Consider the following 22742-nt stretch of genomic DNA (forward strand, 5'->3'; position numbering starts at 1 on the left):
CATCGCGGCCATAGAAACTTTATTTCTTAAGCTCCAGCTTTTCGGCAAAATAATCGCAAAAGTCCTTCATCGTGGCGGTCATTTTCTCGTCTTGGGTAGCTTTCATAAAAGTATCGGAGAGCGAGACAAGGGTTTGATGAAAGAATATTTTCATTTCATCAACGGGCATGTCCTTTGTCCACAAATCGATTTTTAACGACTCTTGGTTCTCGCTGTCCCAAACCGAGAGCAGCATGGCCTTGGCCTTTTCATTGTTGATGCCACCATCTTGTGCTGACCACGTCAGCGCTTCGGGCACCCGATTCTCGTCTAATTCTACCTTTAATGTTATTTCTGATGTATGTAGATTTGCCATTATTTCTTGGGTTTGTAGTTGCTCTTTTTAAATATTTCTTCTGCGGAAATATTTAAAAGTTGTTGTAATTCTATTTTATTTTTTTCCATGAAAGACCGTACAATTTGCCATCCCACATAACGACCGATACGCCCAGGGGATTCATTATCAAGTTCAAGGCCAAATTTTGAAAAGGGTGCCGGGTCTAAGAATCGGGGTCCCAATTTTGCATTTGTGCTATATAAATGTTCTTGTTCGATAAAATTACGCCAGATAGGTTCTTCATTGGCCTTTGCCCAAGCCAGTTCCTCTTCTGAATAAACTATCTTCTGGGCATCGGATGCCAAAGGCATCAACTTATCCTTTAAATACAATTCTTTGCCATAATATATCATCTGCGCCAAGAACGTACGATCACTCGGTCGCGGAACAACTTGTTTGGCAAACGCGCTGGCCACGTCACTTATTAAATACTCCTTATCAAATCCATGCGCTATATATCGCTGGCGACTCTCATAAAACCGATGTTCGGGTCCCAAATAATTATCTAAGCCTATCAATAAAAGACTGTCTGTCAAAATAATCCGGTTTTGATAATCAACATCGCTGGTTACAGTAACCACGCTGGGCACTTTATATTTTGGAAAATAGTATTTGATATGCTTGAATAAAAGTTCAAGGTCGTTCGCCTGGGTTTCGAAATCGGAGAATACTTGATCGACCTCTTCCAACAATTCGATTTGAAGCGTATCCTGTAATTTCGCCACCCACACACTATCGGTATACCTTGCCGGAAAAAGATAGGGAAAGGCTTTTTTCAAAATGGGAATATCTAGAGGCTCGGCTTTTGCAAATTCTCGGTCAAAACGAGCAATTTTTAGATTTATATCAATTTTTTCAATTTCTTCGGATACCTTTTCCTTATCATTACATGCCCAAAACAGGCTAGAAATCAATAAAACCATAAAAATTCGCTTTCCCATATAAAGTAATTTCCCGTTTGCTTTCCTTTTAAGCGCGCGCTTTTTATTTTTAGGGGCAAAGTTAATTGATTTCCATTTAATACGATATCCTATGCAGACCGAAAAAGTAATAGACCACATTGTGGACTGGTTAAAAGATTATGCTGATAATGCTGGTTTAAAAGGATTTACTATTGGTATCTCCGGTGGTATCGACTCAGCTGTTACCTCAACGCTCTGCGCCAAGACAGGTCTTGAACTACTCTGTCTCGAAATGCCTATACATCAGGCAACCAATCAGATCGGTCGCGCTTCAAATCATATTGATTGGTTACAACATAATTTTGACAATGTAAAAAGACAGCAAGTAAACCTCACTCCTATTTTTGACAGTTTTATTGCCGAACTTCCTAAAGTCGACAACGAAGAGTCCCGTTTTTTGACACTTGCCAATGCCCGGGCACGTCTACGCATGACCACTTTATACTATTTCGCCGCCCTTGAAGGTTACCTAGTAGCCGGAACCGGCAATAAAGTGGAGGATTTTGGTGTAGGGTTTTACACAAAATATGGGGATGGCGGGGTTGACCTTAGTCCGATTGCCGATCTTCTAAAAACTGAGGTGTACGAAATCGCTCGCTTTTTGGGTATTAACTCGGAAGTAATAGAAGCGGCACCTACAGATGGTCTATGGGGCGACGATAGAACCGACGAAGACCAGATAGGTGCTTCGTACCCCGAATTGGAGTGGGCCATGAAAATGAGCGGTGAGGGTAAGTCGGTTTCCGATTTTGTAGGTCGAGAAAAAGAAGTATTCCGCATATACAAGAAGCTTAATTCTGCCAACCAACATAAGATGGTTCCGATTCCTGTTTGTGAAATCCCAGAAATGTTAAAATAAACCACTCAACTAAGAATCAAGTAGATAAAACGAATAAATTGTCAAGAATAATGATTTTTAATAAAAAAAAGCCATTTTTGTCTACGAAATTAGATATTTAAACCTTACATTACATGTGAGTATTTTTATACTACTCATGATTGGTATTCTTATCTTGCTAAACTTATCAAAATGATTAAAGTATTAATTGCGGACAACCATCCGATTATACGAATGGGAGTGAGACAGGTATTAAACTCCGCTTCAGGTTTCGAGGTTGTCGATGACGTTGCAACAACTTCCGAACTTTTAGAAAGATTAGAAGAGGTTACACCAGATGTTGTTTTATTGGAAATGGACATTCCAGAAATTAACGGTATTGCCACCTTGAGAAAAATTAAAAAAGATTTTCCCGAGGTAAAAGTCTTGATGTACAGTGGACAGTCTGAAGATGTCTATGCACTTAGTACAATCAGGGCCGGTGCTTTTGGATATCTATCAAAAGCTTCCGATGTTGATTACATCATCTCGGCCATTCGAAAAGTAAACGAAGGTAGTATGTTTATTACCAATGAGTTAGCTCAACGTCTAGCTTTCGATGAAGGCACACAAAAACCTCGTAGATTTTTCAGAAAACTCTCTACAAGAGAAGTTGAAGTCTTAAAGTTATTGGCCAGTGGTAAACGTAACAAAGATGTGGCCATTGGGTTGAATCTTAATGAGAAAACCGTTAGTACCTATAAGGCGCGTTTGATGAAAAAATTGAATGTTGACAATATGGTGGATCTTTTGCAACAAGCTAAGGCACTAGAGTTATACTAAATACCTTTCCAAAAAAGTGAAGGACCCAACGTCAAAAGCGTTGGGTTTTTTTTGTTTATAGCATTAGAGTACCCGATTCAATTTCTTGTTTAGAAGTTTATTAAGTTGCAAGTAATTCATAATTTCTTCCAAAGTTTCCCGATTGTCTGTAAGACTTTCTTTCGTTTCGTTTTGTAAGGCAAACATTCTTTTTTTTATCAAAAAGCAACGCAGCGTCAATATGGTCTCGCTCACCAATTGTGCTACCCCTTTTCTTTTATCTTTCGGATAAATGTCTTTTCGTTCCCAATTGTGCAATGTATATTTTTCTTCTTCCATCATTATCGATGAAATCTCAGCGACGAGGTCTTGATCTAGTTCCGACAAAAAAGTGCTGATTGAAAATTCTTCCTTTTCATTCAGTTCTTCAATTAATTTGTAGTAGATATTTCTAAATTGAACGTTCGCCAATTCTATTTCATCTTCCTGCAGATCAAGATATATTTTTTCATATACTTTAGATTCTAACGATTCGGGTTCGAGAATTAAATCGCCCTCTTCGTTTTCTTTTAAAACCAGGTCTTCAAACTCTTCCGACTCATTGCCGTACAAAAGCAACATTTCTATAATCTTTCGTTCAAGCTCATATTGTACGTCAACTTTTTCTACGGCCTCTTCATTTCTGACCACAGCAAAAGCTTTCTCTTTTTGCTCTTGATATTCCCTTTTCGAAGTATCTGTGCGTTCTTTTTTACTTATCTGTGCCAAGGTGGTAAACAATACCCCCTCGGAAACGTTCATTATTTGTGCACACTCTTGAATATAAATTTCCTTTTTAATAGCATCGGGAACCTTGGCAATACTGTTTACGATATCGCGTACCGTCTCGGCTCTTTTGATAGGGTCATTGGCCGCTTCTTTGGCCAAAAGGTTCGCCTTGAACTGAATAAAATCCTTTGAGTTTTCTTCTAAATAGGTTTTAACCTCTTCGAACGCGTGTTTCTTAGCATAACTATCAGGATCCTCTCCCTCGGGAAACGAACAAACCTTAACATTCATGCCTTGTTCTAAAATCAAATCGATTCCGCGTAAGGAGGCACGCAGTCCGGCGGCATCACCGTCAAACAGTACAGTTATATTCTTGGTAAGTCTATTGATAAGTCGAATCTGCTCGGGCGTAAGTGCGGTACCACTAGAAGCCACGACATTTTCGATGCCTCGTTGATAGAATTGGATTACATCGGTATACCCTTCGACCAAATAGCAATTGTCTTCTTTTGCAATAGCTTGTTTGGCATAATAGATTCCATATAGTACTTTGCTCTTATGATAAATATCGCTTTCGGGAGAATTCAAGTACTTGGCCGCCTTTTTATCGTTCTTCAAAATACGGCCGCCAAAACCTAATACTCTACCGCTCATGGAATGAATAGGAAACATTACCCTGGCCTTGAAGCGGTCAAACTTTTTTGGATTATTCGGATTATTGGCGTCTTGCTTTACAATGGTGAGACCCGTTTTTTCTAAATATTTCAACTGATACCCTTTATCAAGGGCCGCCATAGTGAAACCGTCCCATTGGTCGAGACAATACCCCAATCCGAATTTTTTGATGATTTCATCGGTAAATCCACGCTCTTTGAAATAGCTTAGCCCAATTGCCTTTCCTAATTCACTGTTCCATAACATCTCGGAAAAGTGCTTTTGTGCGAACTCGGAGACCAAATACATACTTTCTCGTTCGTTGGCCTCTTCCTTTTGCTCATCGGTACGTTCGGTTTCCTCAATCTCTATATTGTATTTCTTGGCCAGATACTTAATGGCTTCGGGATAGGTAAAATGTTCATGCTCCATTAAAAAGGCCACCACATTGCCCCCTTTGCCGCTACTAAAATCTTTCCAAATTTGTTTTACCGGCGACACCATAAAGCTCGGCGTACGCTCATCGGAAAAAGGGCTCAACCCTTTAAAATTCGATCCCGATTTTTTTAACTGTACAAAATCGCCGATGACCTCCTCTAAACGGGAAGTTTCATATACTTTATCAATGGTAGATTTTGAAATCAAAGTATTTCGTAAAAAAGAAAATAGTGTCTAAAGATAAGACACTATTTCCCATTCTAAAATCAAATATAGTTTTATTCTGCAGCCACACGCCATATAGTACCACTATCGTCATCATTGACCAAAAGCGATCCATCAGTTGCAACAACAACACATACTGGGCGACCATATACTTCACCCGCTTCTTCATCAGCAATAAAACCGGTCAAGAAATCTTCCGGGGTTTGCGGTTCACCATTTTCGAAGGGAACAAATACAACCTTGTACCCCGAAAAAAGTGCTCGATTCCAGGAGCCATGCTGACCTACGAACGCCCCGTTCCTATATTTGGAAGGAAACTGGTCAGCCGTGTAAAACGTAAGGCCTAATGATGCGGTGTGGCTTCCTACCGGAACATCCGGTACAATTGCTTTAGCTACCAAATCTTGGTGTGGGTCGTCTTTCCATCGTGGATCATTTACTTGACCGTAGTAGCTATACGGCCAGCCATACCAACCATTCTTTTTCACACTGGTAATATAATCGGGCACTAAATCATTCCCCAATTCATCTCGCTCATTTACCGCAGTCCAAAGTTCACCCGTAACAGGGTTCCAGTCCATGCCTACCGGATTACGCAATCCATCGGCATAAACAATCTCTCCGCTACCATCAGGATTAACTTCCAAAATATTGGCTCTTCGCTTTTCCATTTCCATTCCTTGCTCGCCGACGTTACTGGCAGACCCTACCGATATGTATATCTTACTACCCTCTTCATTGGCAATAATATTACGTGTCCAGTGATTGTTGTATCCGCTGGCGGAAAGTTCAACAATTTTATCACCTTCCCCTTCAAGCTTATTTCCCCCCTCATCATAGGGGTAACGATAAAGACCATCTGTATTCGCCACATAGAAGAATCCGCCCAAAACCAACATACCAAAGTTTTGGTTCAAGCCTTCGGCAAAAATATGGCGCTCGTCAACCTCTCCATCATTATTTGTATCCCTAAATAGGGTAATCTGATCCGCACTGTTCTCGGTGTCCGACTCTGCAACAAATATGTCGTTGTTGGGTGCAATATACGTCCACCTCGGGTGTTTAAGTTCGTCAGCAAACTTTGTAACCGTAAAACCCGCAGGTGTCACCGGTGTTTTGTCACCCCAACCAATCACTTCACTTTCTTTAGTTACCGATTCCGATGAAAATGGTGCAACTAACTCAAACGAACCAACAGCCGTCTGCACCGTATTAGGCTCGCTATCGGCTAAATCCTCCTTGGCTTCTTCAGAGATTTTAACTTCATCTTTACAGCCTATAAAGACTGCCGTACTTAGTATAAATAAAAGTATCTTTTTCATTGCTTTGTTTTAAAGTAAGATAAAACTTAAACCCATACCGCTCAAGCGACGGCTGCCATTTAGGATTATTTTAACTAAACAGTCAGCCGTATGTTTTAGCGGCTTGTATAACTTTATACTAACTGGCCCATGCGCAAATAACAGCAAATATGATTCTCTTTTTAGGAACCCGCCCAGGTCAAACGAAAATCAAACAACTCACCAATACCCCTTGTCCTTTTTGTGAGCAGACGGGAACACTTACCGTTTCTAAAACCTCTAATTGGTTTCATATCTTCTGGATACGACTCTTTAGAATTTCTAAAAATGTAATTGCAGAATGCTCACATTGCAAAAGGGTATATTACAAACAAGAATTCAACGATGCTATGTTACGTGCTGCGGAGGAAGATTAATTCAAATCAAGCCGTAGACCTAAAGAGATATTGCGTTGTTCTACGACTGCATTCTTAAAAATCGGATTTAAATCATATTTTACATAAAGCAACATACTATCAAAGCCAATATAACCACTAAGTCCGTAAACGAAATTGCTGGTGTTATAACTTCTTTTTAGTTTGTCTTTAACGTGATTACCATCCAATTCATATTTTAGTTTTTGTTTTGACACCAAATTAACCCCTGCATACCCTCCTAAACCTAACCGAAATTTATCATGAATATTATAGCGAATACGCTCTTCGGTTTTGGTGAATTTTGAAGGTCCGAATTCAAAATGTACGGGAAGCACAAGATTGTCCATTCTAAGTTTTGATTTTTTAAGATCAAGACCAAACTCTTCCAATTCTGTCTGACCATTATTGACTACGAAGTATTGATTATCGATTGGTTTGAGGCCATTGAACTGAAATGAAAGGCCATAATGCAAACGTAAAAAATTAGTGTTCTCGAAAACCCGAGTACGCCAAGCCCATCCAATTTCAAAAAAACGGCTTCCCCCAACCTTATACGGCGAATCTTCTAAAGACTGCCCCTCGACAATTGCATTGTTCAAACCAAAAGCGATAATTGGCTCCCCGTAGGTTCGCTTGTCATAAACGGGCTTCTTTTGATTTCCTGAATTATATTTAACCCCAAAAAGTACATCACCTTCATTATCGTCTCCGCCGAATGCAATTTCGATACTACTGGTCTCCGTATTTAGGTCTACCGCCCCCTTCCGCTTTAATAATTCTATGGTATGCTGTAAAATGGCAACCTTATTCTCGATGTTTTTTGCATGCTTTTCTGCGGCCACCTTTTTTAATTCCAGCGCTTTTTCTTGTGAAATTTCCTTTTTATGGAGACTTTCATTTATAATTTCGACTTCCTTTTTCAATGCTTCACGCTCCATCACAGCAACATCCTCTTTTTTCTTTTCAAGTTCTTCTATCTTGTACTTCAGGGTTTCGTCATCTTGTGCCAGCAGATTTTGGGTAAGCATTGAAATTAATAGCAGTACCAAATACAGTGTAAGAGTTCTCATGTGATTTTGATTTATTACCCTTGTGCATCGCTACGCCACCTCATGCCTATTCGGGAGGCGAAGCGATGTTCAAGAGTTTGATTAATGATTGATGAATTCTATTTATTACGGTCGGCCACGGCAGTTCTGACCTTAAGGAGGCCATTTTTAAGGGCATCGAAAATTTCGTCTCGAAAAGACTTGTCCAATTCATTTTCCACATCGGCCAAAAGCGCCATAGCATCAACTGAACTATCTTTTCTAAAAATATTGTTTTCTAGAATTTCTTGATGTGCCTTGAGCAATAGCGCATCGATTTCTCCGTCGGTTACTACCCTATTTTCCATTTCAAGCCTACCGACTTGAACTGCAATTTCATTTATTTTTGAATTAATTAACTCGTCGGAACCCTTTGGGACAATTGTGAGCTTTTCCAACTGAACACTAGGTTTGGCCACAATGGCAATCGGCTTTTTTAACTCTGGCTCTATTTCAGGTAGTACAGCTACCTTGATCGTATTTTTTGATTCTCCTATTTTTTTAGTTTCGGTATTATCCTCCATTGTCTTATCTTCTAAAACAACTTTTGATGTCGGTAATTCTTGTGTTGCGGGATTCGCTGATTTTTCCTTTACTACGATCTGTGGTGCATCTGGCAACTTTTCATCAATTAAATACCAGACAGAAACTAGTAAAAGACCAATGATACTTGCTGCGATGCCATACCAATAGTAACCCTTCGATTTCGGTTTTTCGGAAGCCTCCAATTGCCCGGAAATTCTATCCCAAGCATTCGCCGAAGGACGAATCTCTCGTTCTTGCAAGGTTTTCTTAATATGCTTCTCAAATTTACTCGGTGCCATAACCTACGATATTTTGTTGCTTTAAGCGTTCTTGTAACCATTTACGGGCTTTATAAAGCTGCGATTTAGAAGTACTTTCTGAAATATTCAAAATTTCTGCAACGTCTTGATGTTTGTAACCCTCTACGGCATACAACACAAATACTGCCCGATACCCTTCAGGCAAAGCATCTATCAAACGTTGAATGTACTCTGCATCAAATTCAGAAGTATTATTTACATTCTGCAAAGTCGCTTTTTCAAAAAGACTGTCATCATAAACAACGAACTGCTGCTTACGTAAATGGGAAATACTTTCCCTGACCATAATTCTTCGTAGCCACCCTTCGAAACTGCCCTCATGTCGAAAAGTATTCAAATTCTTAAAGGCCTTTACAAAACCATTGATCATTGCATCTTCAGCAAACTGCAGGTCTTTGATATACCTTCTACAGACCCCCAACATTTTAGGTGCATACTTCTCATACAACCGCTGTTGCGCATCCCGGTTACCGGATGCCGATTTTTTGATCAGCTGTTTTTCGTTTTTGTAGAATGGAATAATTTTCAAGCCTTTTGATATTACCTTCTATAAAGATAGACGCATCATTTTACGAAAAGGTTGCCTGAGAAGTATAATTTTTTTAATGAGGGAAATCTGGAAATTCCAAAAATAACAGTAACTCTAGAAATGGTATCGATTATTTGTGCTGTAACTGATATGACATTTCAGCTACTTCTTTCGGTCTACCACATAGTTGACCATCAATTCAAGTGAATTTTTATAATTAGATTCCGGGTAGGTGCTTAATAAGGTCAGCGCTTCTTCCTTAAAGGCCAGCATTTTTTTAACGGCATATTCCAAGCCCCCTCTTTCCTTTACAAAAGTGATGACTTCCTTGACCCTCTTCTTGTCTTTGTTATGGTTCTTTACTGAATTGATAAGCCATTTTTTCTCGTCAGCGCTGCAATTATTTATAACATAGATCAGGGGTAAAGTCATTTTCTGTTCCTTAATATCGATACCTGTCGGTTTGCCAATTTTATATCCTCCATAATCGAAAAGGTCGTCCTTTATTTGAAAGGCCATTCCACAGAGTTCCCCAAATTTGCGAAAGGTCTCTACATCTTCAGAATCAGGTCGTACAGAGCATGCGCCGAGACTACAACATGCTGCAATCAATGTAGCTGTCTTTTGCCGGATGATATCATAATAAACGGCTTCTGTAATATCTAATCTTCGTGCTTTTTCAATCTGTAGGAGTTCGCCCTCGCTCATTTCCCGTACTGCAACAGAAATAATACGTAGAAGGTCAAAATCGGAATTATCAATCGACAACAACAACCCTTTTGATAAAAGGTAGTCACCGACAAGAACTGCTATTTTGTTTTTCCACAGGGCATTTATAGAAAAGAATCCCCGGCGCTTGTAACTCTCATCGACCACGTCATCATGAACCAATGTAGCGGTATGAATCAATTCAATAACCGAGGCACCACGATAGGTCCGTTCATTTACCGCACCGTCATTCAATAATTTAGCGGTTAAGAAAACGAACATAGGCCGCATTTGCTTCCCTTTTCGATTTACGATGTAATAGGTGATTCTATTAAGTAACGCAACATTGGAAGACATGGAATCACGAAACTTTGTTTCAAAAAGTTCCATTTCCCTTTCAATGGGTTCCTTTATTTGGGATACAATTTTCAAGAAGTTCGTTTTACAGCTTAGGCCCTATCAAATTTGAAGCTCTAAAAATAGGTAAAATGAGGCAGTAATCAGTCTAAGATAGGCAGTATTCAGCGGCTAATATTCCTTTCCTTTAAGAGAAACTTAAGACTTACCTTTATTTTACTGTTTGTTGGCTAACTGCCCACATGCGGCATCGATATCCTTACCGCGTGAACGACGAACGGTCACCACAATACCATTTTTTTCCAAGGTAGCTACGTAACGTTCAATCGCCTTGTTGGAGGCTTGTCTGAACTCACCATCATCTATGGGGTTATATTCAATTAAATTAACTTTTGACGGGGCAAATCGACAGAAATCAACAAGTGCATCAACATCTTTTTGGGCATCGTTTATTCCTTCCCAAACAACGTACTCGTAGGTAATGCGACTGTTTGTCTTGGTATACCAATAGACAAGGGACTCGCGAAGTTCGGCCAAGGTAAATGTGGCATTAAACGGCATAATCGATGTACGAATCTCATCAATAGCGGAATGCAACGAAACTGCCAATTTGAACTTCACACCCTCATCGGCCATTTTTTTGATTATTTTCGGAACTCCTGAAGTAGAAACTGTAATACGTTTGGGCGACATACCCAAACCTTCGGGGGATGTAATCTTGTCAATGGCTTTTAAAACATTGTTATAGTTCATCAGTGGCTCGCCCATACCCATAAAAACAATATTGCTCAAGGGCCTATCAAAATACAATCGGCTTTCGTTATCAATGGCCACTACCTGATCGTAAATCTCATCAGGATTCAAATTACGCATCCGTTTCAATCGTGCCGTTGCGCAGAATTTACAATCTAGGCTACAACCGACCTGACTTGAAACACAAGCCGTTGTTCTACTGCTGGTGGGAATCAAAACCGATTCTACGATCAAGTCATCATGTAAACGAACGGCATTTTTTATAGTGCCATCTTTACTGCGCTGCATTTGATCTACTTTAATATGGTTGATCACGAAATTGGCTTCAAGCATATCTCGGGTTTCCTTCGAAATATTGGTCATAACCTCGAAAGAGTGAGCCGATTTGTGCCATAGCCATTCATAGACCTGGTTTCCTCGAAATGCCTTATTTCCTTGAGAAACAAAAAATGCTCTCAATTGTTCCTTTGTAAGGGCCCGTATGTCTTTTTTCTTTATCTGCTCTGCCATTGTATTAAAGATAGAAAATCAAAAAATCCCGCTTAAAATTAAAATTGTTTAAGCGAGATTTTAATATAGTCATTTCAGGACTCCCTACGAAACCGTAGCTTCCTTGAATATTATATGATCAACATGGCATCCCCGTAGGAATAAAAGCGATAACCCTCTAAAATAGCCTCTTTATAAGCCTTCTTCATCAAGTCATGCCCCATAAATGCCGATACCATCATCAATAGAGTAGATTTTGGTAAATGAAAATTAGTAACCATGCAGTTCGCAATACTAAATTCATAGGGAGGAAACACAAATTTATTGGTCCACCCGTCAAAAGTATTCAATGTATGACCCGAAGAAACAGCGCTTTCCAAACCTCTCATGGCCGTTGTACCTACAGCACAAACCTTTTTTTTGTTTGTTTTTGCATTATTTACAATTTCGGTAGCCCTTTCATCGATGATCAATTCTTCACTGTCCATCTTATGTTTTGATAAATCTTCTACCTCAACCGGATTAAAAGTACCCAAACCTACATGCAAAGTTACTTCTGCAAAATCGATACCTTTAATTTCAAGGCGTTTCAACAGATGTTTTGAAAAATGCAAGCCGGCTGTCGGAGCTGCTACAGCGCCTTCATGCTTGGCATAAATTGTCTGATATCGCTCTTCATCTTCTGGCTCTACACCACGTTTGATATATTTTGGCAATGGGGTTTGGCCCAAATCACGAAGCTTTCTTCTAAAATCGGTATACGAACCATCATATAAAAATCGAAGCGTACGCCCTCTTGAGGTTGTGTTGTCAATAACTTCGGCTACCAAGGTCTCATCATCACCAAAATAAAGTTTGTTACCGATTCGTATTTTTCGGGCAGGATCTACAAGAACATCCCAAAGTCGTTGTTCTTCATTTAACTCGCGCAACAAAAATACTTCGATACGTGCACCCGTCTTTTCTTTATTGCCATAAAGTCGTGCCGGAAACACCTTCGTGTTGTTCAATACCATGACGTCTCCCTCATCAAAATAATTGATAAGGTCTTTGAACATTTTATGTTCAATTTTTCCCGTATCTCTATGGACAACCATTAATTTGGACTCATCCCTGTTTTCAGCCGGGTATTCAGCCAATAGATTGTCGGGCAGTTCAAAACTGAAGTGCGATAATTTCATATGTTGTTGTTATTATTTTGAATAAAAAACATGAATTCTACAGGTGAAACCTTACTTATCTAAGAATTTCGGAAGTTTTATGTCATGTAAAGCGTTTCGGTTCGCAATTTTTGCGGCTGCAAATATACAATCCTAGAATAGGGGTTGTCAAGTAAAACGATGATTAAATGCTAATTATAATTTTTTAATCTGAATTTGCAGCTTTTCCAAGTCATTCCAAAAATCAGGATATGATTTAGAAACCACTTCGGCATCATTTATTAAAATTGATGTTCTCAATGCCAAAGGGGCAAAAGCCATTGCCATTCTATGGTCGTTATAGGTATCTATTGCCACATCCGATTTTATAACATTACCCGCTCTCAGCGTTAGCGCATTATCGGTTACCGAAATGGCTGCGCCCAGTTTCGACAATTCGACGTACAAAGCCTCTAAACGATCGGTTTCCTTAATTTTCAATGTGTGCAAACCTGTTAGGTGGCAACCTATACCTAAACCAAAACAGGTTACGGCAATTGTTTGTGCGATATCGGGGGCATCTTGAAGCTCACAGTTTATGGTGGTCATTTGCTGGTGAGCTACTTTTCTTAAAACAATCGTATTTTTTTCAAAAGTAGTTTCGACGCCAAATTGTGTATAAATTTCTGAAAGCACACTATCTCCTTGCAGACTATCTTTTTTATAGGCGGACAACGTTATTTCCGTATCTACCTCACAAAGTGCTACAATACTATAAAAATAAGATGCAGAACTCCAATCTGATTCCACTACCAAATTTGTCGCACCTATATTTGGTTTCGGGGCAACTTTTATGATATTACCCTCAAATGAGGTTCGTATACCTACCCCGTTTAACAAAGCCAAGGTCATTTTTATATAAGGTATCGACGTAATCTTACCGACCAATTCGAGTTCTAAACCTTCCTGCAAACTGGCAGCAATGAGCAACAAAGAAGAGATATATTGACTACTTACATCGGCTGGAAGACTCACCTTGTTTTTGGTGATTTTTTTTCCCTTAATCTTAATGGGTGGATAGCCTTCCTCCTTTTCATACGTGATATCAGCTCCCAAACTGCGCAAGGCCTCGACTAAAATTTTTACAGGCCTTTCCGTCATTCGTTTCGATCCGGTCAAAACCACTTCCTTACCTACCTGAGAGGCAAAATATCCCGTTAAGAAACGCATTGCAGTTCCTGCATGGTGTATATCGACAACTCCGTTTTCTACCTGTAACCCTTTTTGCATCACTTGGGCATCATCGGAATTAGAAAGATTATCAATGGAAATATTGGGATACAGCGCTTGCAAAAGCAATAATCGATTTGATTCGCTCTTAGAGCCTGTTATTTCAATATTTGATTTTAAAAGATTACTCGGGGGAGCAGAAAGATGTAGTTTCAATGTTCTCTATATTTTTAGGGCAATGAATAGATGTGAGCTACTAGCGCATAACCTTTGCACCTCATTATTCACATCAAAGCCGAACGAAGCACAAAGATAAATTATTTAAGCTTTTTATTGCTATGATGGCGATCGTGATCGCGTTCGGTTTTGAGCTCTAATTTTTTATAAAAAGCTTCATCAAGATCTACACCTGTCTGATTGGCCAAGCAAAGTACCACAAAAAGCACATCGGCTAATTCTTCCCCTAAATCTTTTTCTTTATCCGATTCCTTTTCACTCTGCTCACCATATCGCCGTGCAATGATACGGGCTACCTCTCCCACTTCTTCGGTAAGCTGTGCCATATTGGTAAGTTCATTGAAATATCGGACGCCATGGGCCTTTATCCAATCATCTACTTCCTGTTGCGCTTTCTGTATACTCATCACCAGTAATTTTGGATAAAACTACCTTTTCTGTTTCTTTTTCTACCAATTGTCGATAAAATTCTTTCAGGGTATCATAATAATTAGGCGGAATGATGCCAGAATTGATGCTAACGCTTGCAGTTAAATCTATTTCTTGGGAATTATTTTTTATTACGTATCTGAACAATCCTAAATTTTCCGGTAGGCTAATAATTTTAGATTCCGGCAAAGTCTCTACTTGATATCCCTCTGGAATTTTAATCTTGATTATGAACTTATCTTCCCACGGAAAACCAAAATCAACTGGAAACTCCCGTTTCTCAAGCTTAAATGGACTTTCTTCCGATGCCAAATGAAGCATCGGGGAAAAATATAACTTGTTGGCCACAACATCTACAACATCTTCCTTAAAGAAATTATAGAATTGAACTATAGGTTTACCTATTTCTGAATTATTGGTCAGTTTATAATCAGATATTTCGATATCATCGTTTACCTTTTCTTCTTGTTCCAAAAAGGCATCTTGGGTAACTTTATTAAACTTACTCCTAAAAATCATAGCATAATGGCCTCTATACTGCTGTCTGAATTCGCCATCGACTGAACCATCATCATTAATAACCACCTCGATCATGGCAGTATCAGTCGATTTTTTTGAAGGAATTAAACTGATAGATCTCGACGTTCCATTCTCGGCAATAACTCTCCCTTCCCAATTCAATGCTCTCACAGGAATCATATTTGGTGCATTGAATGGGCTCGTAGCATCTAATAAAACCATACCATTTGATGTTTCTACTCCGGAAACAACGTAGTTATAACCCTCGCGGGTCGGGAATAATGGAATACCATGAGACCTTGTACTTATAAGCACAGGATCAGCCTTCAACCCTGCGTTTCTCAACATTGAGGTAAGAATCAGATTGAGCTCGGCAACATTGCCTGTACGATCTTTATATGCCTTTTTCACACCGTCTGTAGCATACTTTCCATAGAGACCGTTCCATTTAATCTGCGACTTGACGAAATCAAAAATCAATTCCATTCGATCTAGAGGCTTCGACACCCCTGAAATAATTGTTTCTAAATCATCATCGTAATACCCCTTTTTATTTAATTCTGTACCAAAATTAGGGTGGTCGTATATCTTTTTAACTACATCTTCCCATGTTGTGGCATAATACTTAAGTCCACCATTAGGGAACTTTGTATACGACAATTCATATTTAATGGCGGAGCGGTAGTTATCGATATTGTTAACAAAAGGTTCTTCTTTCAAAGCAGGCACATCAGATAATTCATAGGTTGCAATTTCTTTATTAAAACTGACAACGCTAGTACTAAAATCAGTATTCCTAGATGAAAACCCCTGCCCCCCTGATCTTGTTTTATTCAGAAAAGATATTTTATCGGTTACTGTACGTTTATCTGACTTTATTAATAAAAAACCTTTCGTATTCAATCTGAAATTAAAGTACTCCGGAGATTCCATAATTGCCACGGTCTTTTTTATGGGTATATCTTCCTGTAGGATAAATTCATCAATATTGGAAATAAAAGGTGAAAGCACGGAATATTGATATTCTATGACCGAACCCTCTTTTACATTAGGCATCGTAAAAGATTTTTGATCATGATATCTAGATAATTCTATTTCAAATTCACCGTCCTTCCTTAATTTTGATTCTACTATTTCTCCTTCATGTAAATTGTAGGTGACTCCTTTTAATCCTGAAACTTTTTCTTTACTACTACCTTCCTTATAAAGATTTATTTTTTTTGTAGCATAATCGAATCCCTCCTTACTGTATATTTTAAGTCGATTATGGAATTCGGTAACAAGTTCGAATCCTTTATCTTTACTGTACATAAAATATGTTTTTCTATACTTATACAGGTACGTTGCATCGGACAATGAATCTTTTGAATTGTATTTTTCGGTTAGCTCCTCCATGGAGACCTTTCCAAATTTAATTTCCTGCGCCTGTAGTTGTAACGTAATAAAAATAAGTGCCACCGTTAAATATCTCCCTTTTATAATCGTCATATTATTTATTTAGATAAAATGATTTTTAGATTGTCAGCTTTGGCTACCGTTCTCCTGAAGTCACGGTATAAATTGTATTCTTCATTAGCATATCTTCCACGTCGTATCAAAAGCTTTCTTGTATACAGTAAATCATTGGAGCCCTGTTTAGCTATCTGCATGCTGTAGGTTCCAAATTTTGTTTCTATAATTTTAGGTTCGGGCAGAACGCCAATTTTGTAGGACTCCGGTATAGTTATAGTGTAGATGTCTTCATCTAAATATCCTCTTGCAACTTCAAAATCTTGTTCCCTGTTTCGGTATCGATCTGGCACAAAATTATTGGCATCAAAAGGGTTTAGCCGAATAAGCATATCATCTGCAACTTTACTTGCATATGACTGGGCTTCTAAACTTATATTCTCAACGTATGCAACGGCATCCTTATCATTATTCAATTTGATTTCGTTGATTTTCAATCCGTTGATATTGCCCCAATACTCCTTGTAATATTTATCTCTTTCTTGGTCGGTCAGCATTGATATGGAAGAGTGTTTGTCGTACTGTATGCCTTGACTTGATATAACGACATCAGACTTAAGGTGCCCTTGTGGAGTAATAATAACTTCAGCTCGGGTCATCTTTTTATTAGCCGAATCAAGATAAGCCGGAGTGTGTTTAATGGTTCCTCCTTCGGGAGTAATTACCAGAACGTCACGGTCATCCGTAAAATCTCCCAAGAACCCAAAGGGTATTTTTTGGCTCGTACATTCAAGCCAGATATCATTACCTCCATTGGGTATATTTAATATTATATGGTTGCCTTGCATCGAGGCAAAATCTCTTTCTATATTACGTTTGTCATTACCTGCCCAAACAACAGTGTAATACGATTCAATACCCTGTGATTTAAGAAGTGCCCGTGTATAGTTTGTGAGACCCTTGCAGTCGCCATATTTTACACGGTCTACCTCTTCTGCAGCGATAGGCATCCAACCACCGATACCTAACTGAACACTAATATAGCGCGTGTTATCTTGTACATATTTATATACGACCTTAGCTTTCTCAACGGGATCCGTAATTCCTTGCAGTAAATCTTTGATCTTCGCCACTGTGGCCGGTGAAAGTGCGTCCCTACCAGCAAGCATTCTGTCATAACGCCATTTTCCAAAAGATTTCCAATCACTAGCCTCACCATCGATACCTTCTAAATGAAATTTATCGAGGGCAAGTATCAACTGGGGTTTTGTATCACTGAAAGAAGGACTTATCATTTCCTTTTTTAAGCCTGGAATATTGATGGCCTCATAAATCAAAACATTGCCGGAAGATTTATTGGAAACAGCATATCCATCAAAATTTTTCTCAAGTTTCCTGACATTGGTTCCCTCAGGATATTCAAAACTATATTGACTCTTGACGACCCCCACCAAATAATCGTCAACAGGAGTCCATTTTGGAATGAAAGTAGTGTTGGAAGTCTGATAACTATAGAAGAAATCTATGGTATAGGGATAGCTAAGGGGTATATACTCAAAATACTTGATTCTCGAATCTTCGTATAATGAAATACTTGATACTGCGCTAACATCTTTAAAATCTTTCTTTTTTATTCTATCGACCTGGTTTCCGAGTGCATCATAAATAATAGCCTCAAACTCGTCTAATTTAATTTCCGAGTCATAGTATACATAGTTTTTTATGGCATTTTTACCAGCCTTTCGAAATACGGTTGTCACCGTTCTGCTTTTGACCGCCATTCTATCACTCGAAAGTAACTTAATGTCGGTTTCATCTAAGCGCACAACTGCATTGGCATTTTTGATAAGATTCTCATCCAAAACAACCGACTGATACTCAGTTTTTTGAGCAATAGAATTATGAAAAAATAGCAGGAAGAAAAGAAATTTAAATGGGCGCATTTGTTAGATTTGGGCAAAACTTACAATGGCAAAGCACCTAAATTTCTTACAAAAAGAAACAAAAATTCGATAAACAGTCTTATTCCTTGTTCTTTGTATCAATAATAATGGTTACCGGACCATCATTTAACAAATTTACTTTCATATCGGCACCAAAAATACCCGTGCCTACTTTTTTACCAAGGTCATTTTCAAGTTGTCTGACAAAATTTTCATACATGGGTACGGCAACATCGGGTTTTGCCGCTTTAATGTATGATGGCCGGTTTCCTTTTTTGGTTGCGGCGTGCAAAGTAAATTGACTAACGACCAACGCATCCCCTTGAACTTCAAGAAGGGACTTGTTCATGACTCCTTTGTCATCATAAAAAATTCTAAGATTGACGATTTTCCGCGAAAGCCATTCAATATCTTGCTGATTGTCAGCGTCTTCGATACCTAAAAGAATAAGAAGTCCATTGCTGATTTCAGCAATTATCTTTTCATCGACCGTAACACTTGCCCTTGATACCCGTTGTATGACCGCTCTCATCTATTTCTCCTCACCGTAGTTATCAATTCTATAGGTATCGTCATCACCGGTAACCATCTGTACATAGCTCTTATACCGGCTCCACGATACTTCATCATTTTCCAAAGCTGCCTTGACCGCGCATTTTGGCTCATCTAAATGCAAACAATTATTGAATTTACAATCGCCTTTCAATGCAAAGAATTCTGGAAAATAATCACCTATTTCCGCGGGTTCCATATCAACAATACCAAAACCTTTGATTCCAGGGGTGTCGATAATCCGAGCTCCAAAGCTCAAATCATGCATTTCGGCAAAGGTAGTTGTGTGTTGCCCTTGAAGATGTTGCTCCGATATCTCCGCCGTTTTTATTTCCAAGTGGGGCTCGAGTTGATTGATCAAGGTTGATTTTCCTACTCCGGAATGCCCTGCGAACATACTGGTCTTGTCTTTCATCAACTGCTTTACCTGGTCGATATTTTTACCGGTTTTGGCCGATATACCCACACATCGGTAACCGATATCGCGATACATGGCAGCCAAGTATTTAACTTCGGTCAACTCATCGTCATCATAACTATCCACCTTATTAAAAAGCAAAACTGCAGGTATCTCGTAGGCCTCGGCGGTAACTAAAAATCGATCAATAAACAAGGTATACGTTTTCGGATTATTTAAGGTTATTATCAAAAAAACCTGATCCAAATTCGCCGCGATGATATGCGTTTGCTTTGACAGGTTCACCGACTTGCGAATGATATAATTCTTTCGGTCCTCGATTTCCGAGATCACGCCTATCCTATCGTCTCCTAATAGTTCAATTTCAAATTTGACAATATCCCCTACTGCAACAGGATTGGTACTTTTTATACCCTTGAGCCTAAACTTTCCCTTGATCCTGCATTCGATAAAACGCCCGTCATCTTCCTTTACCGTGTACCAACTACCCGTCGATTTATAAACAGTTCCCCGCATATTGCAAAATAACGGTTTTTTAACGTAATGGCGGCGATTCTTTTCCTTTGCCCCTAAAACTATTTCAATGATTTATAGGTAAATTTAAAACCCATTCTTTTTTATAAATAATTTTATTTTTGAAAATTGAAGAGGTTTTTTAAACACTCAAAAGAAAATCATCCAATAAAAATTTAAAAAAAATGAAAAAAATTTCCATTGTTTTAAGTCTGTTTTTATTCGCATTTTTAGAGAGCAATGCCCAACAATTCAAAGTAATTACCAGTGTAGAATCTATTGTGCCCAGTGGTCTTGGAAGATCTAGAATCATTGATGCCCAAGAAGATAAAAATTTTAAGGAGTTTGCTTCAGAGCAAACCGAAGAAGACAACACTCGTAATAAATCTAAACGAAGTGAAATTCGGGTAAAGAATTTTGAAGAAACAAAACTTCTTAATTTTTATAATATTGCCGGCATACGTTTTCAGAATATCGCCGCCAACGATGCAGTAATCTCATCAAAACTTTCTGCGTTGGCCGCTGAGGGTTGGGAACTAGCTTTTGTTACCAGTGCGGTTGAAGCCGACGCGGGCCAAAATGATGGTCAAGGTATTTTTATTACCAGATATATTTTTAAGAAAGATTGATTTAAGCCAGCGTTCGTGCAGTCGAAAAGTTTTAACAGACTTCGACTGCACAAAACGTGACAAACTATTGACCAAGAAGATTATGCATTAATAATCTTTTCTTGATGATTTATTGATTCTTGGTGAATGGCCTTGAACATCTTCAAGACAAACTCTTCGCTCAATCCTTTCGACTCACCTTCCAAGATCATGGCACCCAAAATTTGGTTCCATCGTGTGGACTGTAAGACCGCAACGTTCTTTTGCTTTTTCAAAGCCCCGATACCGTCAGAGATTTTCATTCGTTTTCCTAAAGTTTCGATCAACTGATGGTCGAAGATATCTATCTGGGTTCTCAGATTGCTCAGTTTACTATTGTATTCCGCTTCGCTATCAGTCTCTTTTCGAATTTTCAAATCTTTCATGACCTGTACCAATCGATTTGGGGTAATTTGCTGGGCAGCATCACTCCAAGCATTATCAGGGTCATGATGCGTTTCGATCATCAATCCGTCAAAATTCAGGTCTAAAGCTGTCTGGGAAACATCGAAAATCATATCCCGATTTCCGGTTATATGTGATGGATCGCTGATAATAGGAAGATCGGGAAACCTTGTTTGAAGATCGATAGCCAACTGCCATTCGGGAATATTCCTGTATTTGGTCTTTTCATAAGTGGAGAACCCTCTATGAATAACACCCAAGTTTTTAATGTTTGCAGTATGTAAACGTTCAACAGCACCTAACCATAAAGACAAGTCTGGATTTACAGGATTCTTGATAAGCACCACTTTATCGGTTCCTTCCAAAGCATCGGCAATTTCTTGAACGATAAATGGGCTCACCGTAGAACGGGCACCGATCCATAATAAATCGATATCATGTTCCAAAGCCAATTCGACATGGGCACGGTTGGCAACTTCGGTAGCGGTTTTTAATCCGGTTTCCTCTTTTACTTTCTGTAACCATTTTAAACCCAAGGCGCCAACACCTTCAAAGTTCCCAGGACGCGTACGTGGTTTCCATATTCCGGCGCGATAGTAATTCACGTCGGTATCTTTCAAACTGTGGGCTATACCCAACACCTGTTCTTCGGTCTCAGCACTACATGGCCCTGCTATCACCAAAGGGTGATCCAACCCCATATTATCCAACCATGATCTCATTTCTTTTGAATTCTCCATTACTTGTTAATTTTACTTTTTGATATTGCTTCTTTAATGCGATTTGTACTTCACTATTGTTTTGGCGACTATTAATCGGAGCCTACCGTTGTTTTAACCTGTCAGTTCTTTCTTATTTTGGGGCATCCCTTTTAATATTTCCTTTATTTTATTTGTATCGTTCATTTCATTATATATACCCTCATAATCACCATCTTCGAGCAGCTGTTTGAACTCTTGAAGATTTTGAATATACTCGTTCAGGGTCTTGACTACATTGTTCCTATTCTGCTCAAAAATAGGTGTCCACATGGCTGGAGAACTTTTTGCCAATCGCACCGTGCTTTCAAACCCACTGCCCGCCATGTCAAAAATATCCCTTTCATTCTTTTCTTTATCGATAACCGTCTTTCCCAACATAAATGAACTTATGTGTGATAAATGAGATACATAGGCAATGTGCTTGTCATGTGCCTCAGGGTTCATATATCGAATTCGCATGCCCATTTGCTGAAAAAGCTCTAAGGCTCTTTCTTGTAATTTAAAGGCCGTTTTTTCAATTTCACAAATAATATTTGTCTTGCCGACATACAGCTCATCAATTGCCGCCGATGGACCTGAAAACTCGGTTCCCGCAATAGGATGGCATGCCAAGAAATTGCGTCTTTTCGGATGATCTTCCACAATTTTGCACACCATGGCCTTTGTTGAACCTACATCAAAAACCACACAATCATCAGAAATGGCATCCAATATATTAGAAAGTTCAGCTACCAAAACGTCGACCGGGGTACTGACAACTACAATATCTGCTAAATGTAAATCGGCATAACTTGACTTTACATCGATAATATTCAAGGCCAGAGCTTCTTCCAAATGGGATGCGTTGGCATCGATTCCAAAGATTTTACCCTCTAGCCCGAGTCGCTTTATGTCTTTGGCCATTGAGCCGCCGATTAATCCGATACCGATGATAAATATGTTCATTTTACTG

At 38.9% G+C, this 22742-nt stretch carries 22 protein-coding genes; 4 read left to right on the forward strand and 18 right to left on the reverse strand.

Features of this window, described 5'->3' with window-relative positions:
* Nucleotides 1-19 precede the first annotated feature (19 nt).
* Together gldC and gldB are read right to left on the reverse strand one after the other, a co-directional pair.
* Nucleotides 20-355 carry a gliding motility protein GldC gene (gldC, locus tag BLS33_RS10610; RefSeq protein ID WP_089888421.1) on the reverse strand — a complete coding sequence of 112 codons (336 nt, stop codon included), beginning with the start codon at nucleotides 353-355 and terminating at the stop codon, nucleotides 20-22.
* Entirely contained in the window at nucleotides 355-1317 is a 963-nt protein-coding gene (gene gldB / locus BLS33_RS10615; protein WP_089888878.1) for a gliding motility lipoprotein GldB, read from the reverse strand. The genes gldC and gldB overlap by 1 nt, the downstream gene beginning before the upstream one ends.
* 91 nt (nucleotides 1318-1408) lie before the next feature.
* Here gldB and nadE point away from each other — a divergent pair, with 91 nt between their 5' ends.
* Together nadE and BLS33_RS10625 are read left to right on the forward strand one after the other, a co-directional pair.
* On the forward strand, nucleotides 1409-2197 hold the full coding sequence (gene nadE, locus BLS33_RS10620; protein ID WP_089888423.1) for an NAD(+) synthase: 789 nt from the start codon (nucleotides 1409-1411) through the stop codon (nucleotides 2195-2197).
* Nucleotides 2198-2368: 171 nt separating this feature from the next.
* A complete protein-coding gene (locus tag BLS33_RS10625) occupies nucleotides 2369-2998 on the forward strand; it encodes a response regulator (RefSeq protein WP_089888426.1) in 630 nt (209 codons plus the stop codon).
* Between the two features lie 63 nt (nucleotides 2999-3061).
* Here the strand turns inward: BLS33_RS10625 and dnaG are convergent, their stop codons facing one another.
* Together dnaG and BLS33_RS10635 are read right to left on the reverse strand one after the other, a co-directional pair.
* Nucleotides 3062-5044 (reverse strand): DNA primase, encoded by a 1983-nt coding sequence (gene dnaG, locus BLS33_RS10630; RefSeq protein WP_089888428.1) that lies wholly within the window; start codon nucleotides 5042-5044, stop codon nucleotides 3062-3064.
* A 71-nt stretch (nucleotides 5045-5115) separates the two neighbouring features.
* A complete protein-coding gene (locus BLS33_RS10635) occupies nucleotides 5116-6384 on the reverse strand; it encodes a PQQ-dependent sugar dehydrogenase (RefSeq protein WP_089888431.1) in 1269 nt (422 codons plus the stop codon).
* A 149-nt stretch (nucleotides 6385-6533) separates the two neighbouring features.
* On the opposite strand from BLS33_RS10635, the gene BLS33_RS10640 reads away from it, so the two are divergent.
* Nucleotides 6534-6779, forward strand: coding sequence for a zinc-ribbon domain-containing protein (locus BLS33_RS10640; RefSeq protein ID WP_089888433.1), 246 nt, complete (start codon nucleotides 6534-6536; stop codon nucleotides 6777-6779).
* Here BLS33_RS10640 and BLS33_RS10645 read toward each other — a convergent pair.
* The 12 genes from BLS33_RS10645 to rsgA all read right to left on the reverse strand — a co-directional run bounded on the left by BLS33_RS10645 (nucleotide 6776) and on the right by rsgA (nucleotide 19980).
* Nucleotides 6776-7849, reverse strand: coding sequence for a porin family protein (locus tag BLS33_RS10645; RefSeq protein ID WP_089888435.1), 1074 nt, complete (start codon nucleotides 7847-7849; stop codon nucleotides 6776-6778). The two genes, BLS33_RS10640 and BLS33_RS10645, sit on opposite strands and share 4 nt — an antisense overlap.
* Nucleotides 7850-7947: 98 nt before the next feature.
* Nucleotides 7948-8691: a hypothetical protein gene (locus BLS33_RS10650; protein WP_089888438.1), complete on the reverse strand. Its 744-nt coding sequence runs from the start codon at nucleotides 8689-8691 to the stop codon at nucleotides 7948-7950.
* Nucleotides 8678-9241, reverse strand: coding sequence for an RNA polymerase sigma factor (locus tag BLS33_RS10655; RefSeq protein ID WP_089888440.1), 564 nt, complete (start codon nucleotides 9239-9241; stop codon nucleotides 8678-8680). The genes BLS33_RS10650 and BLS33_RS10655 overlap by 14 nt, the downstream gene beginning before the upstream one ends.
* A gap of 162 nt (nucleotides 9242-9403) precedes the next feature.
* On the reverse strand, nucleotides 9404-10381 hold the full coding sequence (locus tag BLS33_RS10660; protein WP_089888442.1) for a polyprenyl synthetase family protein: 978 nt from the start codon (nucleotides 10379-10381) through the stop codon (nucleotides 9404-9406).
* Nucleotides 10382-10522: 141 nt separating this feature from the next.
* Nucleotides 10523-11569, reverse strand: coding sequence for a dual-specificity RNA methyltransferase RlmN (gene rlmN, locus BLS33_RS10665; RefSeq protein WP_089888446.1), 1047 nt, complete (start codon nucleotides 11567-11569; stop codon nucleotides 10523-10525).
* 110 nt (nucleotides 11570-11679) lie between these two features.
* Complete coding sequence (gene queA / locus BLS33_RS10670) at nucleotides 11680-12729, reverse strand: tRNA preQ1(34) S-adenosylmethionine ribosyltransferase-isomerase QueA (protein ID WP_089888448.1); 1050 nt, start codon at nucleotides 12727-12729, stop codon at nucleotides 11680-11682.
* 174 nt (nucleotides 12730-12903) lie between these two features.
* A complete protein-coding gene (locus tag BLS33_RS10675) occupies nucleotides 12904-14133 on the reverse strand; it encodes a 3-phosphoshikimate 1-carboxyvinyltransferase (protein WP_089888451.1) in 1230 nt (409 codons plus the stop codon).
* Between the two features lie 101 nt (nucleotides 14134-14234).
* A complete protein-coding gene (locus BLS33_RS10680; protein ID WP_089888453.1) occupies nucleotides 14235-14561 on the reverse strand; it encodes a nucleotide pyrophosphohydrolase in 327 nt (108 codons plus the stop codon).
* Nucleotides 14527-16590, reverse strand: a complete 2064-nt coding sequence (locus BLS33_RS10685) for a DUF3857 domain-containing protein (protein ID WP_245731388.1) — start codon at nucleotides 16588-16590, stop codon at nucleotides 14527-14529. Before BLS33_RS10685 ends, BLS33_RS10680 begins: the two co-directional genes overlap by 35 nt.
* Nucleotides 16591-16595: 5 nt before the next feature.
* On the reverse strand, nucleotides 16596-18494 hold the full coding sequence (locus BLS33_RS10690) for a DUF3857 domain-containing protein (RefSeq protein ID WP_089888456.1): 1899 nt from the start codon (nucleotides 18492-18494) through the stop codon (nucleotides 16596-16598).
* A 79-nt stretch (nucleotides 18495-18573) separates the two neighbouring features.
* Complete coding sequence (dtd, locus tag BLS33_RS10695) at nucleotides 18574-19026, reverse strand: D-aminoacyl-tRNA deacylase (RefSeq protein WP_089888458.1); 453 nt, start codon at nucleotides 19024-19026, stop codon at nucleotides 18574-18576.
* On the reverse strand, nucleotides 19027-19980 hold the full coding sequence (gene rsgA, locus BLS33_RS10700) for a ribosome small subunit-dependent GTPase A (protein WP_089888460.1): 954 nt from the start codon (nucleotides 19978-19980) through the stop codon (nucleotides 19027-19029). It lies immediately after the preceding gene.
* Between the two features lie 182 nt (nucleotides 19981-20162).
* Between rsgA and BLS33_RS10705 the strand changes: the two genes are divergently transcribed.
* Entirely contained in the window at nucleotides 20163-20606 is a 444-nt protein-coding gene (locus BLS33_RS10705; protein WP_089888463.1) for a hypothetical protein, read from the forward strand.
* 80 nt (nucleotides 20607-20686) lie between these two features.
* On the opposite strand, the gene BLS33_RS10710 is transcribed toward BLS33_RS10705, so the two are convergent.
* Both BLS33_RS10710 and BLS33_RS10715 read right to left on the reverse strand, forming a co-directional pair.
* Entirely contained in the window at nucleotides 20687-21769 is a 1083-nt protein-coding gene (locus BLS33_RS10710) for a bifunctional 3-deoxy-7-phosphoheptulonate synthase/chorismate mutase type II (protein WP_089888466.1), read from the reverse strand.
* 93 nt (nucleotides 21770-21862) lie between these two features.
* A complete protein-coding gene (locus tag BLS33_RS10715; protein ID WP_089888469.1) occupies nucleotides 21863-22735 on the reverse strand; it encodes a prephenate dehydrogenase in 873 nt (290 codons plus the stop codon).
* Nucleotides 22736-22742 lie beyond the last annotated feature (7 nt).

Origin of the sequence: Kriegella aquimaris (assembly GCF_900103215.1) — a bacterium.
Classification (GTDB): domain Bacteria; phylum Bacteroidota; class Bacteroidia; order Flavobacteriales; family Flavobacteriaceae; genus Kriegella; species Kriegella aquimaris.